This is a genomic window from Streptomyces sp. BK022, from assembly GCF_004217355.1.
Classification (GTDB): Bacteria; Actinomycetota; Actinomycetes; order Streptomycetales; family Streptomycetaceae; genus Streptomyces; species Streptomyces griseoluteus.
In genome coordinates, this window is record NZ_SHKU01000001.1 from 509,118 (window position 1) to 530,891 (window position 21,774).

Consider the following 21,774-nt stretch of genomic DNA (forward strand, 5'->3'; position numbering starts at 1 on the left):
GGAGCCGCCGTCGCGTCCCACCGGGAGTTCCCGCCATGTCTCAGATCCCTTCCGCCGCCGACCGCGTGTATCTGGTCACCGGAGGCAACGCGGGTATCGGGTATTTCACCGCCGAGCAGCTGGCCGGTACCGGTGCCACGGTGGTGCTGGGCAGCCGGAGTACCGAGCGGGCCGGGGCCGCCATGGGCGCGATCCGTGCGCGGGTGCCCGGCGCGCGGGTGCGTTCGGTCGCCTTGGACCTCGCCGACCTCGGCTCGCTGCGGGGAACCGCGGAGTCCCTGGAGACAGAGCACCTCGACGCGGTCGTCCTCAACGCCGGCGTCCTGCGCGAAGGACTGGAGCGGACGGAGACCCGGGACGGCAACGAGGTGCATTTCGGCACGAACCACCTCGGGCACTTCGCGCTCACCCACTGGCTGCTGCCCCTGCTGGAGGCCGCGCCGAGCGCTCGCGTCGTGACCGTCGGCAGCTTCGCCGCCAAGTCCGAGCGGCTCGACCTGGACGATCCGCAGTCCCGGGCCGGCTACCGGGCCAAGCGCGTCTACGCCCGGTCGAAGCTGGCCCAGATGTACTTCGGCCTGGAACTCGACCGCCGGCTGCGGGCCGGGGGCAGCACGGTGTCGAGCGTGGTGGTCCATCCCGGCGGTGCGCTGGACTCGCTCACCCCGTCCCGGCCGCCGGTCCATGTCCGCAGGGCCGGGACGGTGCTGCGCGGGGCGGCCGCCGCACTCGTCCTCCAGGGCAAGCACGCGGGTGCCCGGCCCGCGGTCCGGGCGGTACTCGACCCCCGCGTCGCCGGAGGTGAGCTGTGGGGCCCGCGCGTCTTCGGACTGCGGGGCAGGCCGCGCCGCGAGCGGCTGTGGGCGCAGCTGGAGGACGCCGATACGGCACGTCGGCTGTGGGAGGCGAGCGCGGAGCTGACCGGCGTCGCGCCGGCCTGCGGGGTGTGACTCGGCACGCCGAGCAGCGGGTCGGTACCGGTGCCGGCGTCCGCCCGCGTGGCTAGCACGCTCCTTCGCCGGGGGCGACGACTTCGCGCTGCGCGGTCTGTGCGACGCGGGCGAGCAGCGTCCGCAGCTGCTCGGTGTCCTCGGGGCCGAGGTCGGCCAGGAGGCGCGCTTCCGCGGCGCCGAGGCTTTCGCGTGCCTGCGCGAGGCGGGCGCGTCCGGTGTCGGTGACGAGGACCTGGCGGGCGCGCCGGTCGCGGGGGTCCGGCCTGCGGGTCACCAGACCGTGGGCTTCGAGGTCGTCGAGGAGGTAGGTCATCACGGTGCGGTCGAGACTCACCTCCTTGGCCAGGGCGAGCTGCGACGGCGGCTCGCCGCCGCCGGCCAGGGCGACCAGGACCAGATAGCCGCGTGCTCCGCCGGGCAGGTCCGCGACCGAGTCGGTGGCGACCCGGCGGAACGCCGTGGAGACCATGCGGATCGCCCAGCCCAGGTCGGTGTCGAGCGCCAGGGACTCCGCCCCGGTGCGCGGCTTCTTGTTCTGGGGCGCGGATGCAGTCACCCGCACATCGTACTGCATGTGCAAGGTGACAGATGTTCTTGCGAACAGAACATCTGCGATGCATAGTGAATGCGGGAAGGGTGCCGGCGAGATCCGTGCCAGGCGCCGAACGCATCACGGCAAGGAAGATCACCATGAGCGCCAGCACCGCTTTGCAGGGCCGCACCGCACTCGTGACCGGAGCCACTTCGGGCATCGGCAAGGCCATCGCGCAGAACCTGGCCGCCCAGGGCGCCGAAGTCGTCCTGCACGGCCGTGATCAGGCCAGGGGGGAAGCCCTGGTCAAGCAGATCGCGGCAGAGGGCGGCCGTGCCCGCTTCGTCGCCGCGGACCTCACCGACGCCGAGGACACGCTGCGCCTGGCAGCCGCGGCCGGAGCGGTGGACATCCTGGTCAACAGCGCGGGCCTGTACGAGTTCGCCCCGACCGCGATGACCGACGCCGCGAGCTTCGACCGGCAGGTCGCGGTCAACGCTCGGGCCCCGTTCCTCCTGGCCGGCGCGCTCGCGCCCGGTATGGCCGAGCGCGGCCGGGGCTCGATCGTGATCGTCGGTTCCAGCGCGGCCCGTATGCCCGCCCCCGTCGGCGCCGCCTACGGCGCCTCCAAGGCGGCCGTCGAGATCCTCACCCGCTACTGGGCGACCGAGTTCGGCCCGTCCGGCGTGCGGGTCAACACCGTCTCGCCCGGCCCCGTGCACACCGAGGGCACCAAGGCCATGCTCGGCGAGCACGCCGCGATGCTGGACCAGGCCACCGCCCGTGGCCGCGCCGGAGACCCCGGCGAGATCGCTGAGATCGTCTCCTTCCTGGTGAGCCCGGCCAGCTCCTACGTCAACGGCGCCGTCCTGTTCGCCGACGGCGGCGAGCTCAGCGCCCTGCCCTCCTGACGGAGCCTCACCATGAAGGTATTCGTCATCGGCGCCACCGGCTTCGTCGGCGGCGCCCTCGCCCGGCACCTGTCCGCCGAAGGCCACACGGTCACCGGCCTGGCCCGCACCGAGGGCGCCGCCGCCGCCCTCGCCTCCCAGGGCGTCACCGCCGTGGCAGGCGACCTGGACGAGCGCCGCCCCATCGTCATCGAGGCGGCCCGGGCCGCCGACACGGTCGTCTACGCCGCCCAGGCCGGACCGGAACAGGAGACCGCGACCGTCCGGGAGCTCATCCGCGCCCTGACCGGCACGGACACGACACTGCTCTTCCTGTCCGGCAACGGAGTGCTGGTACAGCGCACCGCCGGCGCCTGGAGCCCGGACGTCTTCGCCGAGGACGACCCGGTCACGCCCGAACCCCTGGCCGCCTACCGCAAGGCCGCCGAGGACACCGTCCGGGCCGCCGCACAGGACGGCCTGCGCGCGATGGTCATCCGGCCCGGTCTGATCTGGGGGCCCGGCGATCACGGCCATGTGCCGCTGGTCTACCGGTCGGTCGCCGTGACAGGGGCGGCCTGCTACATCGGCGAGGGGCTGAACACCTACAGCCACGTCCACATCGACGATGTGACCCGCCTGTTCTCCCTCGCCCTGGACAAGGGCCGGCCCGGCGGGCTGTACCACGCCGTGGCCGGAGAGACCCCCAACCGCTGGATCGCGGAACGTGTCGCCGCCGACCTCGGCGTCGAGGCACGCAGCCTCACCCTCCAGGAAGCAGCCGACGTGTGGGGCGAGTTCGGCGCCCTCGTCATGGCCGTCTCCGGCCGCATCCGCGCCGTCCGCGCACAGCGGGACCTCGGCTGGCAGCCCCGGCACACCGACATGCTGACCATGATCGGCGAAGAGCGCCTGCGCCGCCTGGCCGTCCCCGCCAGGTAACCGCGACTCCGTCACCGCCGCACGCCACGCGCGGTCGGGAGCCCTCCGCCGCTGAGCACCGCCACACGGGCTTCCCCCAGCACACCCGCTCCGGCCAACTCCTCGACGAAAGGGCCCCGTCATGATCACCGCCGACTGGCTTCCCGACGGCTTCACCGTGCGGCAGGTCGACACCAACCACACCCGCCTCTCGGTCGCCGTCGGCGGCAGCGGACCGGTACTGATCCTGCTCCACGGCTGGCCCCAGACCTCGCGCGCCTGGGCCCGCGTCATGCCCGGCCTCGCCCGGAACCACACCGTCGTCGCTCCCGATCTGCGCGGTACCGGCGACAGCGACCGGCCCGAGGGCGGCTACGCCAAGAGCAACCAGGCCGACGACATACGAGGCGTCCTCACCGCCCTGCACCTCAACGGCCCCGTGGCGGTGGCCGGCCACGACATCGGCTCCATGATCGCCTTCGCCTGGGCCGCCGCCCACCCCGAAGACCTCTCCCACCTGATCCTCATCGACGCCCTCCTGCCCGGCCTCGACCTGGAGGAGGCGATGAACGTCGCCGAGGGCGGCATGTGGCACTTCGGCCTCTTCATGACCCCCCGCATCCCCGAGATGCTCTTCGACGGCCACGAACTGGAGTTCTTCACCGCCACGTTCACCGCCATGTCCAACCCCGGCACCTTCGGCGACCACGACCTCGCCGCCTACGCCCAGGCATACACGGGCCGCGAACGACTCCGCGGCGGCTTCGAGCACTACCGCACCCTGCTGGCCGACGGCCGTGAGAACCTCGCCCTGCTCGCCGAGCGCAAGCTGCCCATGCCGGTCCTCGCCATCGGCTCCGCCCGATCCGGCACCACCAGCGCCCAGGCCCTGGCCCCCCACGCCGACTACGTGCGGGGCGCGGTCGCCCCGACCGGCCACTTCGTCGCGGAGGAGGACCCCGACTGGTTCACCAGGACGGTGACCGGCTTCCTCGCCTGACCTCCGCCCCGCCCGCCCGTCCGTCCGGCCGGGCCGGCTTCCGTGTGCGTGCTCCTTCTCCGAACGGAAAACCATGAACATCGTCCTGTGGGTCATCACCGCTCTGCTCGCGGCGGCCTTCCTCTTCTCCGGCCTCTTCAAGCTGGTCCTGCCCCATGAGAAGTACGTCGCGGCGCAGGACTGGGCCGCGGACGCACCGCGCTGGGCTCCCCGCGCGATCGGCGCGCTGGAGGTACTGGGCGCGATCGGCGTGGTCCTCCCCGCCCTGGTCGGCATCGCGACGGTCCTGGTCCCGATCGCCGCGACCGGCCTGGCCCTCGTGATGATCGGCGCCGTGGCGATGCACCTGCGACGCGGGGAGACACCGGCGCTGATACCCAGCGGAGCACTGCTGATCCTGGCCGTCGCAGTGGCGTGGGGCCGGTTCGGGCCCTACGCGTTCTGATGCGGAGCGACACCGGCACGACCGTGGCCGCGCGAGGTCTCTGAAGGAACCGCGAGGGGAGGGGGCCCGGCCGCCAGACCGCGCAGCCGCCCGACCCCCGACTGCCCGGCCTCGCGGCCGGGGCGCCGGGGGCCGCTTCGCGGTGCTGTCGTGGCCGTCAGGCGCTGACCTCGGTGCGGTCGCCGCCCCAGAGGGTGTGGAAGGTGCCGTCGCGGTCGACGCGGCGGTAGGTGTGGGCGCCGAAGTAGTCGCGCTGGCCCTGGGTGAGGGCGGCGGGCAGGCGGGGGGCGCGCAGGGAGTCGTAGTAGGCGAGGGTGGCGGCGAAGGCGGGGGTGGGGACACCCTGGGTGACGGCGGTGGCGATGACCCCGCGCCAGTCGTCCTGGGCCGCGGCGATCTCGTCGGCGAAGCCCTTGTCGGCCAGGAGGCTGGGGAGGCCGGGCTGGGCCTCGTAGGCCTGGGTGATGCGGTCGAGGAAGGCGGCGCGGATGATGCAGCCGCCGCGCCAGATCGCGGCGACCTTGCCGAGGTCGATGTCCCAGTCGTACTCCTCGCTCCCGGCGGCGATCTGGTGGAAGCCCTGGGTGTAGGAGACGATCTTCGAGGCGTAGAGCGCCTGCTCGACCTGGTCGGCGAAGGCCGCCGCCTCCTCCTTGCCGAGCTTGCGCGGGGAGGGGCCGGCGAGGTGCCGGGAGGCCTCGCGCAGGTCCGCGTGGCCGGAGACGGAGCGGGCGAAGACGGCCTCGGCGATGGCGGAGACCGGCACCCCGAGGTCGAGCGCGATCTGCACCGTCCAGCGGCCGGTGCCCTTCTGCTCCGCCTGGTCCACCACCACGTCGACGAACGGCTTGCCGGTCGCCTTGTCCACGTGGGACAGCACCTCGGCGGTGATCTCGATCAGGTAGGAGTCCAGCCGCCCCCGGTTCCAGGTGCGGAAGATGTCCGCGATCTCGGCGGGCGAGTACCCGGCGACATCGCGGAGCAACTGGTACGCCTCGCCGATGAGTTGCATGTCGGCGTACTCGATGCCGTTGTGGACCATCTTCACGAAGTGCCCGGCGCCGTCGGGACCCACGTGCGTCACGCAGGGTGCCCCGTCGTCCGCCTTGGCGGAGATCTTCTCCAGCATCGGCCCCAGCGAGTCGTACGACTCCACCGAGCCGCCCGGCATGATGCTCGGCCCGTGCAGCGCGCCCTCCTCGCCGCCGGAGATGCCGGTGCCGACGAAGTGGATGCCCTGTTCGCGCAGCTCCCGCTCCCGGCGCCGGGTGTCGGCGAAGTGCGCGTTGCCCCCGTCGATGATCATGTCGCCGGGCTCCAGCAGCGGTGCGAACTCCTGGATCACCGCGTCCGTCGGCTCACCCGCCTTCACCATGATCACCAGCCGGCGCGGGCGCTCCAGCGCCGCCACGAACTCCTTGGCGGTCTCGGCCGGGACGAACTCGCCCTCGTCCCCGAACTCCTCCACCAGCTCGCGCGTCTTCGACGCCGTGCGGTTGTGGAGGGCGACCGTGTAGCCGTTGCGCGCGAAGTTCCGGGCGAGATTGCGGCCCATGACCGCCAGGCCCGTGACGCCGATCTGCGCGTGTGTGCTCATACCGCCTGCTCCCTAGCTGCGTCGTTGCTGCGGCTCCGTCGGTGGGGGCCCTGCGGCCCATCCTGTCGCGCCGCCCCGGCGAGCGCACTTCCGGCTCGCCAGGCATGGGTACGGACGCGGTACCCCGCTCGGCTCACTTCACGGGGCACCGGAAAGCCGCGACCTCAACCGATGCCCGTCTCCGGCCACTTGAACCGGCGACAGGCCGGATTCCGCTCTTGTCCTGGCCTGTTCCCGGCGCTTACTTTTGCCCCTCCTGACGCATGTCGAGGGGATTTCGGACCATGGCCGTACGCGGCCGGCATCGCCGGTACCAGCCGAGCAGGATCAACCGCGCCTCACTCACCGTCACCGCCGGCGGCGCCGGACTCGCCATCCCGCTGGTCGCGGCGGGCACCGCGGACGCGGCGGACGCCTCCACCTGGAACAAGGTGGCGGCCTGCGAGTCCAGCGGGAACTGGAGCATCAACACCGGCAACGGCTACTTCGGCGGCCTGCAGTTCACCCGCTCCACCTGGGAGGCGTACGGCGGCACCCGGTACGCGCCCCGTGCCGACCAGGCCACGCGGGCGCAGCAGATCGCCGTCGCCGAGAAGGTCCTCGACGGCCAGGGCCCCGGGGCGTGGCCCGCCTGCGGCCCGCGCGCCGGACTCGCCCGCGGGGGGAACGCACCCCGCGTCGAGAGCGCGCCGAGCCATCCGGCCAGGTCGGCCGGGAGCCGGGCGAGACCCGCGGCCGCCCAGGACGTACGCCCGCAGACCACCCCGCAGTCCCGGGCCGGCCGCGCCGAGATGTACACCGTGGTACGCGGCGACACGCTGTCCGGCATCGCCGGGGAGCACCGGGTGCACGAGGGCTGGCGCGGCCTCTACGAGGACAACCGCACGGTCATCGGGGCCGATCCCGACCTGATCGTCCCCGGCCAGCGGCTCAGCCTGCACGGCGCCGCCAAGACGCCCGGCACGGCCGCGCCGAAGCACCGGACGCAGCCGCGGAAGACCGAGAAGAAGGCCGCGCCCAAGCCGCAGCGCAAGGCCGCCACCGAGCACAAGACGTCTTCGAGCCACTCCGGCCACACCGTCGTCGCCCCCGTGCACGCCTCCATCGGCACCAGCTACCGCACGGCCGGCTCGCACTGGTCGAAGGGGTACCACACCGGCGTCGACTTCCTGGTGCCCACCGGCACCTCCGTCCATGCCATCTCCGACGGCCTGGTGGTCTCGGCCGGCTGGGGAGGTTCGTACGGCTATCAGGTCGTCGTACGGCACAGCGACGGCCGCTACTCGCAGTACGCCCACCTCTCGGCGATCTCCGTGCGGTCCGGGCAGAGCGTCAGCGCCGGCCAGCGCCTCGGCCGGTCCGGCTCGACCGGCAACGTCACCGGCCCCCACCTGCACTTCGAGGTGCGCACCGGGCCCGGTTTCGGCAGCGATGTCGACCCGGTCGCCTACCTCCGGGCACACGGCGCCCGGCTCTGACGGTCAGGCGCACAGCGGAACGTCGGGCAGGGAGCGGGGGGCGGCGGGGGTGTCCCCGCCGTCCCCCTCCTGTGCGGGCCCGGCGTCCACGGACGTGAGCACCGGGGCGGCCGGGTCCACCGGCCACCGCGCGCCCGGTACCCGCGCCGTGTCCGAAGGGACCGTCCGGTCCGCCGGTCCGCCCAGCCGCTCCGTCGTCAGCAGGATCAGCCCGCCGCACGTCACCACCGCGCAGCCCAGGGCCAGCACCGTGCCCATGGTGCCGTGGCGGAAGGTCTCGCCGAACAGGACGATGCCGACGACGGCGGCCAGCACCGGGTTCACCACGGTCAGGGTGGCCAGGGGTGCGGCGAGCCCGCCGTCCCGGTAGGCCGACTGGGAGAGGAACACGCCGGCCGCCGAGAGGACGGCGATCACCGCGAGGGACGGCAGCCCCGCGAGGCCGGCGCCCGCGCTCCAGTCGACGGCGACCGTCTTGGTGAACACCGACGACATGCCGAACGCCGCACCCGCGCCGGTCGCCAGCAGCACGCTGCGCACCGCCGGATGCCGGTGCGCGGCCCGGGCCGCCACCATCAGCGCGACGATCCCGCCGCCCGTCACCAGCGCCAGCGCCGTCCGCTGCGCCGGGCCCACGGAGCCCGCGTCGGAGGCGCCGACCAGGGAGAGCAGGCCCGCGAGACCGGCCGTCGCCATCACCGCGCCGCGCCAGGCGGTCGCCCCCGCCTTCCGGCCGGCGAACAGTGCCGCCAGGGGCAGCGCGAAGACGATGGTCAGCGCGCCCAGCGGCTGGACCAGGCTCAGCGGGCCGAAGGCCAGCGCCACGACATGCAGCACCCCGCCGAGGCCGTTCAGCCCCAGCGCCGCCCACCACCCCGGCCTGCGCAGCGGGGCGAACCGCTCACCGGAGCAGGAGTCCGCGACGCGCTCCTGCACGACGGCACCGCCCGCGTACGCGACGGCGGAGACGAAGGACAACAGCACGGACAACGCGAGGGCGCTCATCTGCGGCCCCCTCGCGGCAGGCGGGCCCGGCTCCGGGCACGGTCGGCTTCCATGCCGGATACTCTGCCCGCTTCACGCCCGATCGGTCGTCGTCCCTGAGCACGCGATGCGTCCTACTGCCGATGGAGTACGAGGGCGCCCCACTCATCCCCAAGGCGGGTGACCGAACGTCCGTATCGCGGGGACTGGTAGAAGTGCTGACCGTGGAACTCGATCCCGGCCTGACCGCGTTGCGCCCGCTCGGCGGCTTCTTCGTCCTGCGCACCGGCAGCCCCGCCGGCCTGAGCGCACCTCCTCTCGACCGGGCATACGCGGGCGGCCCGGCGGCTGTTCAGACCGACGCCGTCACGGTTCGGATCGCCGTGATCGCGGACCGGCTCGGCGTCCGGGAGCCCCGCGTCTGCGCCTCCCTGGCCCAGCAGGGGCTCGCCGCCCGGCTCTGGTCGGCCGCGCTCGCCTGCGCCGCGCTGTACGGCCGGGTGCCCGACCTCGACCCGCGCCTGCTGCGCTGGGACGCCGCCGCCACCGCCCCCGACGACCTCTGGCTGACCGAGGTCCGCCCCCTGCCCGGCGACCCCGGCACCCTCGCCGACACCGTGCTCCACGCCCACCTGCGGCCCCTGGGGGAAGCCCTGACCCGCCGGTACGGGGTCGCCCCCGGCCTGCTGCGGGGCAACGCCGCCTCCGCCCTCGCCGGAGCGGCCCGGCAACTGGACCAGTGGGCCCGCCTCAACTCCCGTACGGAGGTCGCCCGGAGAGCGGACGCCCTCACCACCGCCCTGTTCGCGCACCCCCTGTTGCGGGACACGGGGGCCCGTTCGGGCACGGGGTTCCGCCGCCGGAGCTGCTGCCTCTACTACCGGGTCCCCGGCGGAGGCGTCTGCGGGGACTGCTGCTTCAGCCGCCCGCCGGGCTCTTCCCCGCGCGCCGCTTCTGGGTGACCATGAAGGGAACTGCCGCCGAAACCCAGGGAGTCACCGGGTGCGAGTGGGACTGCTGACGCGTGAGTACCCCCCGGACGTGTACGGCGGTGCGGGCGTCCATGTGGAGTTCCTCGCCCGCGAGCTGGCCGGGCTCGTGGACCTGGAGGTGCACTGCTGGGGCGAGGGCAGAGGCGTCGGCGTCGTACGGCACCGCCCGTGGCCCATGCTCGACGGCTCCAACGACGCCCTGCGCACCTTCTCCGTGGACCTCTCCATGGCCGCCGCCCTCCAGGGCAGCGACCTCGTCCACTCCCACACCTGGTACGCGGGTCTCGCCGGCCACCTCGCCAAGCTGCTGTACGGCATCCCGCACGTCACCACCGCGCACTCGCTGGAGCCGCTGCGCCCCTGGAAGGCCGAGCAACTGGGCGGCGGCTACGCCCTGTCGAGCTGGGCCGAGCGCACCGCGATCGAGTCGGCGGACGCCGTGATCGCCGTGTCCGGCGCCATGCGCGACGACATCCTCGCCTGCTATCCGGCGCTGGACGCCGACCGGGTGCACGTCGTGCACAACGGCATCGACACCCGCCTGTACCGCCCCGACCCCGGCACCGACGCCCTGCGCCGGCACGGCATCGACCCGCAGCGGCCGTACGTGCTGTTCGTCGGCCGGATCACCCGGCAGAAGGGTGTGCCCCAACTGCTGCGCGCGGTGCGGGAGATCGACCCGGACACCCAGGTCGTGCTCTGCGCCGGCGCCCCCGACACCCCGGAGATCGACCGGGAGTTCCGGGACCGCTTCCGGGAACTCGGCGCCGTCCGGGCCGGGGTGTTCTGGATCCCGCAGATGCTGCCGCGCGCCGAAGTCGTCCAACTCCTCACCCACGCGGCCGTGTTCGTCTGCCCCTCGGTCTACGAGCCGCTCGGCATCGTCAACCTGGAGGCCATGGCCTGCGGAACCCCGGTCGTCGCCTCCCGCGTCGGCGGCATCCCGGAGGTCGTCGACCACGGCCGCACCGGGCTTCTCGTCGACACCGACGGCGACTTCGAGGGCAACCTCGCCCGCGCCCTCGACGACGTGCTCGCCGACCCGGCGGCCGCGCGGCGGATGGGCGAGGCCGGACGGGCCCGCGCGGTGGGGGAGTTCGGCTGGGACGCGGTGGCCCGGCGCACGGCGGGACTGTACGAGGAGATCCGCAAGCAGGCTTAGCCGCCGCCCACCAGGGCATCAGTGGGATCAACCAAGGGGAGGGGAGGCGCCATGCGCCGAGGAGGTCCTTCGGTTCTCGGGATCGTGCTGGCCGGCGGTGAGGGCAAGCGGCTGATGCCGCTCACCACGGACCGGGCCAAACCCGCGGTCACCTTCGGCGGCACCTACCGCCTGGTCGACTTCGTGCTGTCGAACCTGGTCAACGCCGACGTGCTGCGCGTCTGCGTGCTCACCCAGTACAAGTCGCACTCGCTGGACCGGCACATCACCACCACCTGGCGGATGTCCAGCCTGCTCGGCAACTACGTCACGCCCGTCCCCGCCCAGCAGCGTCTCGGCCCGCGCTGGTACCTCGGCAGCGCCGACGCCATCCTCCAGTCGCTCAACCTGGTCCACGACGAACAGCCGGAGTATGTCGCGGTGTTCGGCGCCGACCACGTCTACCGCATGGACCCCCGGCAGATGCTGCGCCAGCACATCGAGGGCGGCGCGGGCGTCACCGTCGCCGGCATCAGAGTGCCGCGGGCGGAGTCCTCGTCGTTCGGCGTGATCACACCGGGCTCGGACGGCCGCATGGTCCAGCGCTTCCTGGAGAAGCCCGCCGACCCGCCCGGCCTGCCCGACGACCCGAACAGCGTCTTCGCCTCCATGGGCAACTACATCTTCACCACCAAGGTCCTCATCGAGGCCCTCCAGCGGGACGCCGAGGACGAGCAGTCGGCGCACGACATGGGCGGCTCGATCCTCCCCCAGCTCACCGGCCGCGGCGAGGCCCAGCTCTACGACTTCCACGACAACCACGTCCCCGGCGAGACCACCCGCGACCAGGGCTACTGGCGGGACGTCGGCACCCTCGACGCCTACTACGAGTCCCACATGGACCTGATCGCCGAGCGGCCCGCGTTCAACCTGTACAACACCCAGTGGCCCATCTACACCCACGCCAACCAGCTCTCCCCGGCCCGGTTCAGCGCGGGCGGCATCGCCAGCGACTCCATCGTCAGCGCCGGCTGCCTGATCCGCGGCCAGGTCAGCCGCTCGGTGCTCTCGCCCGGGGTACGGGTCGACCCCGGCGCGGTCGTCCAGGGCTCGGTGCTGCACGACAACGTGCGTGTCGGCCGGGGCGCGGTGGTGCGGGGCGCGGTGCTGGACAAGAACGTGGAGGTGCCGCCGGGCGCGACCATCGGGGTCAACCCCGCCCGCGACGCCGAGCTGTACACCGTCTCCCGGGGCGGGGTGATCGCCCTGGGCAAGGGCCAGCTCGTCACCTGACCCGCCGCCGGAAACCGGGGGACCCCGCGACGCGCCGCCCTCGAACCATCCCGGATGCCCGGGTTCACGTCGTTCGCCCCGCACGATGCAGGCAACGACGTCGAACCAGCGGAGGTCATCCGACATGAGAGGGACCCGGCGCACCCGGCTGTGCCTGGCCGGGGTGATGGCAGCGTCCGCGCTGGCCGCCACCCCGGCCCGCGCCGCCGAACCGTCCGACGGCCACCTCACCGATCTGGTCAACCCGTTCATCGGGACCCAGAACGAGGGCAACACCTTCCCCGGGGCCGCCGTGCCGTTCGGCATGGTGCAGCTCTCCCCGGACACCGGGCACCGGACGGGCTACGACCACACGCACGACCACATCCGCGGCTTCTCCCTGCTGCACGTCTCCGGCGTCGGGTGCCGCGTCGGCGGCGACCTGCCCGTGCTGCCCACCACCGGCGAGGTCACCGCCACCGACAACGCCCGCTACGCCGCCGCCTTCTCCCACGACGACGAGGAGGCGAGCCCCGGCTACTACCGCGTCGGCCTGGGCACCGGCATCCGCGCCGAACTCACCGCCACCGCCCGCACCGGCGTCCAGCGCTACACCTTCCCGGCCACCACGCAGGCCAACGTCCTGCTCAACGCCGCCCAGTCGCTGCACAAGCCGGGCGGCGCCGAGGTGGAGGTCCTCGACGACCGCACCGTGCGCACGAAGATCTCCGGCCACGGCTTCTGCCGGGACACCGGCCCGTACACCGTGTACACCGTCACCCGGTTCAGCCGTCCCTTCACCGCGTACGGCACCTGGGACTCCGGCGCGGTCACCGCCGGGGCGCGGACCGGGACGGGCGGGGCGTACGTCCGGTTCGACACCACGAAGGACCGTGCGGTCGAGGCGACCACCGGGCTGTCGTACGTCGACGCGCGCGGGGCCGCGGCCAACCTCCGGGCCGAGGGCGCAACTTCCTTCGACAGCGTGCGCCGGCGGGCCCGCGAGGCGTGGGAGAGGCGGCTCTCGGCCGTCCGGGCGCGTGGCGGGGACCCGGCGCTGCGCCGCACCTTCTACTCCGCGCTGTACCGCTCGTTCCTCGCGCCCAACATCGGCAGCGACGCCGACGGCCGCTACCTGGGCTGGGACCGCAAACCGCACCACGCGCGGGGCTTCACCTACTACCAGAACTGGTCCCTGTGGGACACCTACCGCACCCAGGCCCAGCTCCTCGCCCTCCTCGCCCCCCGCGAGGCCCGCGACATGGCCCGCTCGGTGGTACGCATCGACGAGGACGGCGGCTGGCTGCCCAAGTGGGGATACGGGCCCGTCGAGACCAACATCATGACCGGCGACCCGGTGACCCCCTTCCTCACCACCGCCTTCCACCTCGGCCTGCTGAAGGGCTTCGAGGACCGGGCCTACCAGGCCCTGAGGAAGAACGCGGACGGGGTCCCGCCCGCCGCCTACCCGGGCGTCGGCCGGGAGTCCAACGCCGAATACCTGGCCCACGGGTTCGCGCCGTACGTCAAGGGCCGCCCGTACGCCAAGGACGGTGACTCCGACTACCACTTCGGCGCCTCCGTGACCCTGGAGTACGCCCTGTCCGACGCCATGCTCGCCCAGATGGCCCGCGCCCTCGGCCACCCCGACGACGCCGCCCGCTACGCGGCCAGGTCCCGGAACTACCGCAACGTCTTCGACCCCACGACCGGCTTCTTCCGCGCCCGCGACGCCTCCGGCGCCTTCACCGGACCCGCCGACCCCGCCAAGAGCGAGGGCTTCCACGAGGGCACCTCCTGGCAGTACCAGTGGCTCGTGCCCCAGGACCTCCCCGGCGTGATCGGCCTGATCGGCGGCAAGCGGGCGGCCGAACGGCGCCTGGACTCCTTCTTCGCCTACGACAAGCTCCTCGCCGACCCCGAGGCGACCGCCCGCCGGGTGTGGGTGCACGGCAACGCGTACGACTACTACGACGCGGACAAGTACAACCCGCAGAACGAGACCGACCTCATCGCGCCGTACACCTACCTCTCCACCGGCCGGCCCTGGAAGACCACCGACGTGGTGCACGCCGCGCTGACCCTCTTCACCGACACCCCGGACGGCGTGACCGGCAACGACGACCTCGGCACCATGTCGGCCTGGAACGTGCTGTCGTCCATCGGCGTCTTCCCCATCCAGCCCGGCTACGACACCTGGGGCCTGTCCACCCCCGTCTTCGACCGCGTCGACCTCACCCTGGACCGCCGCTACTGGCCCACCGGCGGCCTCACCGTGACCGCCCCCGGCACCTCGGCATCCGACCGCTACATCCAGGGCGTCCGCACCGACCGCACCGCGCACGACCGCACCTACCTGACCACCCGCGCCCTGCGCTCGCTGCGGACCCTGGCGTTCACGGTCGGCCCGCGCCCGTCCGAGTGGGGTACCGGACCCCAGGCGGCGCCCCCGGCACTCAGGTGACCTGAGGGTCTGCCGAGTCCCGCCCTGCTCCGGGGGCGGGACTTTATCCGTTGTTAACTGTGCGTAACCTGATCGCACTTGACCGTAATCGGGGTTCGGGGATTGACTCAGGAAAAGCCCACCCGTCGACGACGCGAGGCACGCCCTTGACTTCCGATCCGCTCGCCCCGCTCGACCTCGCCTTCTGGAACATGGAGTCCGCCCGGCACCCCATGCACCTCGGCGCGCTCGGCGTGTTCGCCACCCAGTCACCCACCGCCGGGGCGCACGCCGCCGACCTGCTCGCCTCCCGCGCCGCCGCCGTCCCCGGCCTGCGCATGCGCATCCGTGACGTCTGGCAGCCCCTCGCCTTCGGCGGCGCCACCCGCGAACCCGCCCCGGACTTCGACCCCCTGGACCACGTACGGCTGCACGCGCCCACCGACGACTTCCACGGCATGGCGGGACGGCTCATGCAGCGCCCGCTGCGGCGCGGACGGCCGCCGTGGGAGGCGCACGTGCTGCCCGGCGCCGACGGCGTGTCCTTCGCCGTGCTGTTCAAGTTCCACCACGCCCTCGCCGACGGCCTGCGCGCCCTGAAGCTGGCCGCCTCCCTGCTCGACCCCGTCGACCTGCCCGACCGCGCTCCGCGCCCCGCCGAGCCCCGGCCCGGCCTGCTCTCCGAGGTGCGCGCGCTGCCCGGCCGCGTCCCCGACCTGGTCAAGGGCGCCGTCGCGGACCTGGGCCGGGCCCTGGACATCGGGGCCTCACTGGCCCGCTCGACCCTCGGCATGAGCCCCGCCCCGGCCCTGACCTCCGCCGCCAGCGGCACCCGCCGCACCGCCGGTGCCGTGCTCGACATCGACGACGTGCACCGGGTCAGGAAGAGTGCCGGGGGCACCGTCAACGACGTACTGATCGCGATCGTCGCGGGCGCCCTGCGCCGCTGGCTGGACGAGCGCGGTGACGGCAGCGAGGGTGTCGCCCCGCGCGCCCTCGTCCCGGTCTCCCGGCGCCGCCCGCGCACCGCCCAGCCACCGGGCAACCGGCTCTCCGGGTACCTGCTGCGGCTTCCGGTCGCCGATCCCGACCCGCTGGCCCGGCTGGAGACGGTGCGGGCCGCGATGGTCCGCAACAAGGACGCCGGTCCCGACCGGGGCGCGGGTGCCGTGGCCCTGCTCGCGGACCACGTCCCGGCGCTCGGTCACCGGCTCGGCGGCCCGCTGGTCGGACAGGCGGCGCGGCTCTGGTTCGACATCCTCGTCACCAGTGTCCCGCTGCCCGGCATCGGCCTGAAGCTCGGCGGCCACGAACTGGCCGAGGTCTTCCCGCTCGCCCCGCTCGCCCCCGGCCAGTCGGTCGCGGTGGCCATCTCCACCTACCGGGGGCGGGTCCACTACGGGCTCGTGGCCGACGCCCGCGCGGTGCCCGACCTCGACGTCCTGGCCCGCGCGCTCACCGCCGAGATGGAGACCCTGCTCACAGCCTGCGAGGTCTGACCTCGGCCGTTCCCGGCCCCCGGGCCGCCCGCCGCCGGTGCGGGTTTGGTCCAGGGGCCCGGCGCTCCGTAAAATTCCCCGGCCGACAGCGGGCGCGCCCATGCCCCGCGCGGGTGATCAGGGAAGCGGCAGCGCGATGACGGTGACAGAGGACGGCGCGGCGTCCACGGACGCGGTGTCCACGGACGAGATGGTCTACGGGCCCGGTATCGACCCGGAGCGGCTGGCCGTCTGCCTCAGCGTGCTGGAGGAGCTGGACCGGATCGACGTCGACCACCCCGACGCCATCCAGGTCCGCCGGGCCACCTCGCACATCTACCGCACGGTCAAGCAGCGCCGCCGCCAGGAGCGCCGGGCCGCCAAGACGGCACACGACCGCAACGTCACCGAGGCCACCGCCACCGGCTCCGCCGAGCGCATCGACGACGAGACCGAGGGCATCCTGCCCACCTCCAAGATCGAGGCCGGCCGGATCGCGGGCATACTCCAGCGCCCCCGCTCCTGCTACATCTGCAAGCAGCGGTACACCGAGGTCGACTACTTCTACCACCAGCTCTGCCAGGGCTGCGCCGCCGAGAACCGGGCCCGCCGCGAGGCCCGCGCCGACCTCTCCGGCAAGCGCGCCCTGCTCACCGGCGGCCGCGCCAAGATCGGCATGTACATCGCGCTGATGCTGCTGCGCGACGGCGCCCACACCACGATCACCACCCGGTTCCCCAAGGACGCCATCCGCCGCTTCAAGGCGATGGAGGACTCCGCGGACTGGCTGCACCGCCTGGAGGTCGTCGGCATCGACCTGCGCGACCCGGCCCAGGTCGTCGCCCTCGCGGACCGGGTCGCCGAGGCCGGCCCGCTGGACATCCTGATCAACAACGCGACGCAGACCGTGCGCCGGCTGCCCTCCGCCTACGCCGCGCTGGTCGACGGCGAGAGCGCGCCGCTGCCCGCCGGTGAGCTGCCCGCCCACCAGGTGATCGGCGCCTTCAACTCCGGCGCGGTGGACGGACTGGCCGCGCTGCCCGTCGGCACCAGCGGCCTGGAGGCCCAGAAGGTCGCCGACCTGGCCCTGGTCGCGGGCAACGCCAGCGTCGCCCGGCACCTGGACGGCACCGCGATCGACGCGGGCGGCCTGCTGCCCGACGTGGTCGACACCAACACCTGGGTGCAGTCCATCGAGCAGATCTCCCCGGTGGAGCTGCTGGAGACCCAGCTCTGCAACTACACGGCGCCGTTCATCCTGATCAGCAAGCTCCGCCCGGCCATGGCCGCCGCCGCGAAGCAGGCTCCGAAGGGGCGGGCGTACGTCGTCAACGTCTCCGCCATGGAGGGCGTCTTCGCCCGTGGCTACAAGGGCGCGGGCCACCCCAACACCAACGCGGCCAAGGCCGCGATGAACATGGTGACCCGGACCAGCGGCCAGGAGATGTTCGACACCGACCGCATCCTGATGACCTCGGTCGACACCGGCTGGATCACCGACGAGCGCCCGCACTACGACAAGCTGCGCCTGGCCGAGGCGGGATTCCACGCCCCGCTGGACCTGGTCGACGGCGCGGCCCGCGTGTACGACCCGATCGTGCGCGGCGAGCAGGGCGAGGACCTGTACGGCGTCTTCATGAAGGACTACGCGCCCGGCAAGTGGTGACGCGACCGCTCTCCCGTACCTGACGGCGCGGCACCGGACCTCGGTCCGGTGCCGCGCCGTCGTATGACGGGGCATCGGCCGGGCAGACGCATGGCTGGGCCGAGTGGGTGAATCGACGGCCCCCGCAACGGATGCGCTTTGCGGTAAACGGCCCCATATTAAGGGGGATTGAGGGGGCGGCGGGCGGGCGGAAGTTACGTCTTGTTTGCACTCCCTATCGAGCGCGGGTCCGCTCATTTGGTTACCCTGGAGGTCCGGGACGCCCCCCAGGGTGATCCGACACATAAGGAGTGCGCGGTGACACCGGAGAAGACGACCAGCGAACAGGGCCCCGACGAACGCACGGAGCGATCCCGCCGCAGGCCCAAAGAACTCGGCAGCCTGGACGTGTGGGCTCGCTCCGCCCCGATCCGCCTGGCGGGCTACGAGGACGACCTCGCGGAGCCCCACATCCTGCCCAGCGTGGACTGACCCCTACCGCACCCCGCGACCGTCGGGCGCATGGGCGTGACAGACTCACGCCCATGCCGATCAGAGAAGCCGGGGCCGGTGACTGGCCCCGGATCTGGCCCTTCTGGCACCGCGTCGTCGCCGCCGGTGACACCTACACCTGGGACCCGGGCACCCCCGAGGAAACCGCCCGCGCCCTCTGGATGAGCCCCGCCAAACGGGTGTACGTGGCGGAGGACGCCGACGGCACCCTGCTCGGCTCGGCCTACCTCACCCCGAACTACGGCGGCCCCGCCGCGCACGTGGCCAACGCCGGCTTCATGGTCGACCCCGACCATGCCGGACGGGGCACCGGCCGGGCACTCGCCGAGCACGTCCTCGCCGAGGCGAAGGCCCAGGGCTACCGCGCGATGGTCTTCAACGCCGTCGTCGAGACCAACCCCGCCGTCCGCCTCTGGACCTCCCTGGGTTTCACCGTCCTCGGCACGATCCCGGACGCCTTCGACCACCCCCGCGACGGGCTGGTCGGGCTGCACGTCATGCACAAGGCGCTCTAGGCGGGACCTCCTAGCCCAGCGGTGCCGTACGCGCCCACGGCCGCAGGCGTTCCAGGTCCTCCGCCACCGCCAGCAGGTCCGCCTCCGTGCCCGGGCGGCCCACGAGTTGGACCGCGGCCGGGGCGCCGCTGGGCAGCGCGCCGAAGGGGACCGACATCGCGGGCCAGCCGGTCAGGTTCCAGACCGGGGTGAAGGGCGAAGTGGCCGTGTTCACCGCGATGTTGGCGGCCCAGCTCCGCTCGTGCCAGGGTGCGGCGGCGGGGGCGCGGCGGGCCAGCGCCGGGGTGAGCAGTACGTCGTACTCGGTGAGGAACGGCAGCAGGCGGGCGCGGAGCCTCTCGCGGGCGGTGCCGGTGCGCACCGAGCGGACGAAGCGGCGGCCGACGGCGGCGTGCGTGCGGGTGCGCGGGGCCAGCCGAGCCGGGTCCAGTTCGGCCGAGTCCACCGCCGTGCCCGCCGTCCAGGTGCGCAGCGCGGTCAGGCCCAGGTCGAGCGGATAGGGCGGCTCGGCCCGCCGTACCGTGTGCCCGGCGCCGTTGAGCAGGCCCGCCGCCTCGCGGACCGCCGTGCGGAACGGCTCGCTCACCGTGACCCCGGCCAGCGGGCTGCGTACGGCGGCCGCGATACGGCGGGGCGTGCGCTCCCCGGGTGCCGGGAACGCGGTCTCCGCGAGGACGGCGAGCATCAGGCGCAGGTCCTCGACGGTGGTGGCCAGCGGGCCGTTCTCCGACATGCCGAACCAGTCGCCGTGGCCGATGTCCGCCGGGACCACGCCGTGGCCCGGCTTCAGCGTCACCAGACCGCAGGCCGCCGCCGGGATGCGCAGCGAGCCCATGCCGTCGTTGCCGAGCGCCAGCGGGACCAGGCCCGCCGCGACCGCCGCCGCGCTGCCCCCGGACGAACCGCCCGCCGTGCGGGTGAGGTCCCACGGGCTGCGGGCCGTGCCGTACACGCCCTCGGTGGTGCCGAACACGCACAGCTCGGGCACGTTGGTCAGACCGACCACGACCGCGCCCGCCGCGCGCAGCCGGGCCACGGTCACATGGTCCGCGGCGGCCGGGGTGTCCGGGGTCGCGGCGGAACCGTTGCGGGTGGACTCGCCGCGTACGCCGAGATTGTCTTTGACCGCCACCGGCACGCCCGCCAGGGGGAGTTCGGCCAGGTCCGGACGGGCGCCGACCTCGTCCGCCTCGGTCAGGGCCGCTTCCGCTCGCACGGTGCGGAACGCTCCGACCCGCACGTCCAGCTCCGCGATCCGCGCGAGATGCTCCGCCACCACCTCCCTTGGGGTGACCCGCTTCTCGCGGACGGCGGCGGCGATCTCGGCGGCCGTACGGCCGACCCACGTACTCAACGGCACTCCTCGGGGACTCCGGGCGCGCGGACGGCGCGCACGGGAGCACTGTGCCCGCTCCCGCGCCCGGAGTCGAGAGGGGACGGTTCACCGGGTGCCGCTGAGCCGGGTCGGGCGCAGGAAGTCCCGTACGTAGGTCCGCTCCCAGCAGGCGCCCGTCTCGCGCAGCTCGCGCCAGGTGGTGAAGCGGTAGCGGAAGAGGCGGGCCCGGACGAAGCGGGGCGGGGCGCCGGGCGGGAAGGGGGAGGCGCGCAGCAGGCGCAGGGTGTCGCGGTCGTCCTCCAGCAGCTTCTCCACCAGCTTGCCGAACCAGTCCCCGGCGTACGCCGGCGACAGCGCGGCGAACCACATCAGCCAGTCCAGGCGCAGATGGTAGGGCGCGAACTGGCGCGGCCAGCGGCGGGGATCGCCGGGCTTGCCGTGGAACTCGTACGCACGCCAGTCGCCGTCCTCGCTCGGGCGCTCGTCGGCGGTGCCCTCGATCACCACCTCGTAGCGGTGCCGGCTGACGCTGCCGAACGCGCCGTAGGTGTTGACCAGGCGCAGCGGGTCGAAGGAGCGGTTCATCACCTGGCGCCGGGAGACCATGTTCAGCACCGGGCGGGAGCTGAGCGCCAGCAGGACCACGCCGACGGCGAGCACCAGCACCTCGTACCAGAGCGGCGCGGCGGGCACGGCGGGCGCTTCGGCGGGGAGCCGGAGCGCGGACAGGGCCAGCACGATGGTGACCCAGTTCAGCCAGGCGAAGTTCCCGGAGAGCACCAGCCACAGCTGGGTCACGATCATCAGCGCGGCGGCCGCCGAGGCGATCGGCTGCGGGGTGAACAGCAGGACCGGGACGACCAGTTGGGTGAAGTGGTTGGCGGCCACCTCCACCCGGTGCAGGGGTCTGGGCAGGTGGTGGAAGAACCAGCTCAGCGGGCCCGGCATCGGCTGGGTCTCGTGGTGGTAGTCCAGACAGGTCAGCTTGCGCCAGCAGGCGTCCCCGCGCAGCTTGATCAGCCCCGCGCCGAACTCCACCCGGAACAGCACCCAGCGCAGCAGGAACAGCACCACCACGGGCGGCGCCACCTCGTCGTTGCCGAGGAACGCCGCCAGGAAGCCCACCTCCAGCAGCAGGGTCTCCCAGCCGAACGCGTACCAGGTCTGTCCCACGTTCACGATCGACAGGTACAGCGCCCACGGCACCAGCCACAGCAGAATCCCGGCCCACAGCGGCAGAGCCGAGTCCGCCCCCGCCAGCAGCGCCGCCGACACCGCGCAGCCCGCCCAGGCGCACCCGGCGAAGAAGCGGTCCGAGTAGTACGCGTGGAAGAGGCTGGGCGACTCCTTGAAGGGCACCCGCGCCAGATAGCGCGGTACGGGCAGCAGTCCGCGCTCGCCCAGCAGCGGCCGGAACTGGCGTACCGCCACCAGGAACGCCACCAGATAGAGCGCGGCGAGCCCGCGCTGGAGCACCAGCCGGCTCAGCCAGTAGTCGGGGGCGGTGAACCACTCCATCGCGCTCGCGCTCCTGCCTTTCACGGCGGCCGCCCGGCCGGGGCCGCTCCCCGCCCGTCGCGCCCGCCCGGTCCTCCGGGTACCGCGCCGCGGGCCCGCATAACCCGTACGGGCCGGGCGG

General features: G+C 73.4%; 19 protein-coding genes. 14 read left to right on the forward strand and 5 right to left on the reverse strand.

Annotated features, from left to right (window positions below):
* The first annotated feature begins 35 nt into the window (after positions 1 to 35).
* The gene (locus tag EV284_RS02295) at positions 36 to 950 is read left to right on the forward strand and encodes an SDR family NAD(P)-dependent oxidoreductase (protein WP_130329703.1); all 915 of its coding nucleotides are present in this window, start codon (positions 36 to 38) and stop codon (positions 948 to 950) included.
* Between the two features lie 52 nt (positions 951 to 1,002).
* Here EV284_RS02295 and EV284_RS02300 read toward each other — a convergent pair whose 3' ends face one another.
* A complete protein-coding gene (locus tag EV284_RS02300; RefSeq protein WP_242625528.1) occupies positions 1,003 to 1,509 on the reverse strand; it encodes a MarR family winged helix-turn-helix transcriptional regulator in 507 nt (168 codons plus the stop codon).
* A 134-nt stretch (positions 1,510 to 1,643) separates the two neighbouring features.
* Between EV284_RS02300 and EV284_RS02305 the strand changes: the two genes are divergently transcribed.
* From EV284_RS02305 to EV284_RS02320, 4 genes are all read left to right on the forward strand, one after another.
* Positions 1,644 to 2,396 carry an SDR family oxidoreductase gene (locus EV284_RS02305; protein WP_130329707.1) on the forward strand — a complete coding sequence of 251 codons (753 nt, stop codon included), beginning with the start codon at positions 1,644 to 1,646 and terminating at the stop codon, positions 2,394 to 2,396.
* 12 nt (positions 2,397 to 2,408) lie between these two features.
* Positions 2,409 to 3,317, forward strand: a complete 909-nt coding sequence (locus EV284_RS02310) for an NAD-dependent epimerase/dehydratase family protein (protein WP_130329709.1) — start codon at positions 2,409 to 2,411, stop codon at positions 3,315 to 3,317.
* Positions 3,318 to 3,438: 121 nt separating this feature from the next.
* Positions 3,439 to 4,296 carry an alpha/beta hydrolase gene (locus tag EV284_RS02315; RefSeq protein WP_130329711.1) on the forward strand — a complete coding sequence of 286 codons (858 nt, stop codon included), beginning with the start codon at positions 3,439 to 3,441 and terminating at the stop codon, positions 4,294 to 4,296.
* A gap of 73 nt (positions 4,297 to 4,369) precedes the next feature.
* Entirely contained in the window at positions 4,370 to 4,741 is a 372-nt protein-coding gene (locus EV284_RS02320) for a DoxX family protein (protein ID WP_130329713.1), read from the forward strand.
* Positions 4,742 to 4,898: 157 nt separating this feature from the next.
* On the opposite strand, the gene gndA is transcribed toward EV284_RS02320, so the two are convergent.
* Complete coding sequence (gene gndA / locus EV284_RS02325; RefSeq protein ID WP_130329715.1) at positions 4,899 to 6,338, reverse strand: NADP-dependent phosphogluconate dehydrogenase; 1,440 nt, start codon at positions 6,336 to 6,338, stop codon at positions 4,899 to 4,901.
* A 284-nt stretch (positions 6,339 to 6,622) separates the two neighbouring features.
* Between gndA and EV284_RS02330 the strand changes: the two genes are divergently transcribed.
* A complete protein-coding gene (locus EV284_RS02330; protein ID WP_130329717.1) occupies positions 6,623 to 7,816 on the forward strand; it encodes a transglycosylase family protein in 1,194 nt (397 codons plus the stop codon).
* A gap of 3 nt (positions 7,817 to 7,819) precedes the next feature.
* On the opposite strand, the gene EV284_RS02335 is transcribed toward EV284_RS02330, so the two are convergent.
* Positions 7,820 to 8,821 carry a DMT family transporter gene (locus EV284_RS02335; protein ID WP_207228889.1) on the reverse strand — a complete coding sequence of 334 codons (1,002 nt, stop codon included), beginning with the start codon at positions 8,819 to 8,821 and terminating at the stop codon, positions 7,820 to 7,822.
* Positions 8,822 to 9,024: 203 nt separating this feature from the next.
* Here EV284_RS02335 and EV284_RS02340 point away from each other — a divergent pair, with 203 nt between their 5' ends.
* From EV284_RS02340 to EV284_RS02380, 8 genes are all read left to right on the forward strand, one after another.
* The gene (locus EV284_RS02340) at positions 9,025 to 9,762 is read left to right on the forward strand and encodes a (2Fe-2S)-binding protein (RefSeq protein ID WP_130329719.1); all 738 of its coding nucleotides are present in this window, start codon (positions 9,025 to 9,027) and stop codon (positions 9,760 to 9,762) included.
* A 40-nt stretch (positions 9,763 to 9,802) separates the two neighbouring features.
* Positions 9,803 to 10,954 carry a glycogen synthase gene (gene glgA / locus EV284_RS02345; RefSeq protein ID WP_130329721.1) on the forward strand — a complete coding sequence of 384 codons (1,152 nt, stop codon included), beginning with the start codon at positions 9,803 to 9,805 and terminating at the stop codon, positions 10,952 to 10,954.
* A 51-nt stretch (positions 10,955 to 11,005) separates the two neighbouring features.
* Positions 11,006 to 12,226 (forward strand): glucose-1-phosphate adenylyltransferase, encoded by a 1,221-nt coding sequence (gene glgC / locus EV284_RS02350; protein ID WP_130329723.1) that lies wholly within the window; start codon positions 11,006 to 11,008, stop codon positions 12,224 to 12,226.
* Positions 12,227 to 12,350: 124 nt separating this feature from the next.
* Positions 12,351 to 14,669: a GH92 family glycosyl hydrolase gene (locus EV284_RS02355; protein WP_130329725.1), complete on the forward strand. Its 2,319-nt coding sequence runs from the start codon at positions 12,351 to 12,353 to the stop codon at positions 14,667 to 14,669.
* A gap of 146 nt (positions 14,670 to 14,815) precedes the next feature.
* Positions 14,816 to 16,147, forward strand: coding sequence for a wax ester/triacylglycerol synthase family O-acyltransferase (locus EV284_RS02365; protein WP_130329727.1), 1,332 nt, complete (start codon positions 14,816 to 14,818; stop codon positions 16,145 to 16,147).
* A gap of 136 nt (positions 16,148 to 16,283) precedes the next feature.
* A complete protein-coding gene (locus EV284_RS02370) occupies positions 16,284 to 17,792 on the forward strand; it encodes an SDR family NAD(P)-dependent oxidoreductase (RefSeq protein ID WP_130329729.1) in 1,509 nt (502 codons plus the stop codon).
* 297 nt (positions 17,793 to 18,089) lie between these two features.
* Entirely contained in the window at positions 18,090 to 18,263 is a 174-nt protein-coding gene (locus EV284_RS02375; protein ID WP_130329731.1) for a hypothetical protein, read from the forward strand.
* A gap of 53 nt (positions 18,264 to 18,316) precedes the next feature.
* Positions 18,317 to 18,799, forward strand: coding sequence for a GNAT family N-acetyltransferase (locus EV284_RS02380; protein WP_130329733.1), 483 nt, complete (start codon positions 18,317 to 18,319; stop codon positions 18,797 to 18,799).
* A gap of 10 nt (positions 18,800 to 18,809) precedes the next feature.
* Here the strand turns inward: EV284_RS02380 and EV284_RS02385 are convergent, their stop codons facing one another.
* The gene (locus tag EV284_RS02385) at positions 18,810 to 20,153 is read right to left on the reverse strand and encodes an amidase family protein (protein WP_130329735.1); all 1,344 of its coding nucleotides are present in this window, start codon (positions 20,151 to 20,153) and stop codon (positions 18,810 to 18,812) included.
* Positions 20,154 to 20,240: 87 nt separating this feature from the next.
* Positions 20,241 to 21,653 (reverse strand): lipase maturation factor family protein, encoded by a 1,413-nt coding sequence (locus EV284_RS02390; RefSeq protein ID WP_130329737.1) that lies wholly within the window; start codon positions 21,651 to 21,653, stop codon positions 20,241 to 20,243.
* Positions 21,654 to 21,774 lie beyond the last annotated feature (121 nt).

Excerpts from the sequence above, each read along its gene's own strand:
- EV284_RS02295 (WP_130329703.1), top strand. The coding sequence starts at position 36 with ATGTCTCAGATCCCTTCCGCCGCCGACCGCGTGTATCTGGTCACCGGA.
- EV284_RS02305 (WP_130329707.1), top strand. The coding sequence starts at position 1,644 with ATGAGCGCCAGCACCGCTTTGCAGGGCCGCACCGCACTCGTGACCGGA.
- EV284_RS02310 (WP_130329709.1), top strand. The coding sequence starts at position 2,409 with ATGAAGGTATTCGTCATCGGCGCCACCGGCTTCGTCGGCGGCGCCCTC.
- EV284_RS02315 (WP_130329711.1), top strand. The coding sequence starts at position 3,439 with ATGATCACCGCCGACTGGCTTCCCGACGGCTTCACCGTGCGGCAGGTC.
- EV284_RS02320 (WP_130329713.1), top strand. The coding sequence starts at position 4,370 with ATGAACATCGTCCTGTGGGTCATCACCGCTCTGCTCGCGGCGGCCTTC.
- gndA (WP_130329715.1), bottom strand. The coding sequence starts at position 6,338 with ATGAGCACACACGCGCAGATCGGCGTCACGGGCCTGGCGGTCATGGGC.
- EV284_RS02330 (WP_130329717.1), top strand. The coding sequence starts at position 6,623 with ATGGCCGTACGCGGCCGGCATCGCCGGTACCAGCCGAGCAGGATCAAC.
- EV284_RS02335 (WP_207228889.1), bottom strand. The coding sequence starts at position 8,821 with ATGAGCGCCCTCGCGTTGTCCGTGCTGTTGTCCTTCGTCTCCGCCGTC.
- glgC (WP_130329723.1), top strand. The coding sequence starts at position 11,006 with ATGCGCCGAGGAGGTCCTTCGGTTCTCGGGATCGTGCTGGCCGGCGGT.
- EV284_RS02355 (WP_130329725.1), top strand. The coding sequence starts at position 12,351 with ATGAGAGGGACCCGGCGCACCCGGCTGTGCCTGGCCGGGGTGATGGCA.
- EV284_RS02370 (WP_130329729.1), top strand. The coding sequence starts at position 16,284 with ATGACGGTGACAGAGGACGGCGCGGCGTCCACGGACGCGGTGTCCACG.
- EV284_RS02380 (WP_130329733.1), top strand. The coding sequence starts at position 18,317 with ATGCCGATCAGAGAAGCCGGGGCCGGTGACTGGCCCCGGATCTGGCCC.
- EV284_RS02390 (WP_130329737.1), bottom strand. The coding sequence starts at position 21,653 with ATGGAGTGGTTCACCGCCCCCGACTACTGGCTGAGCCGGCTGGTGCTC.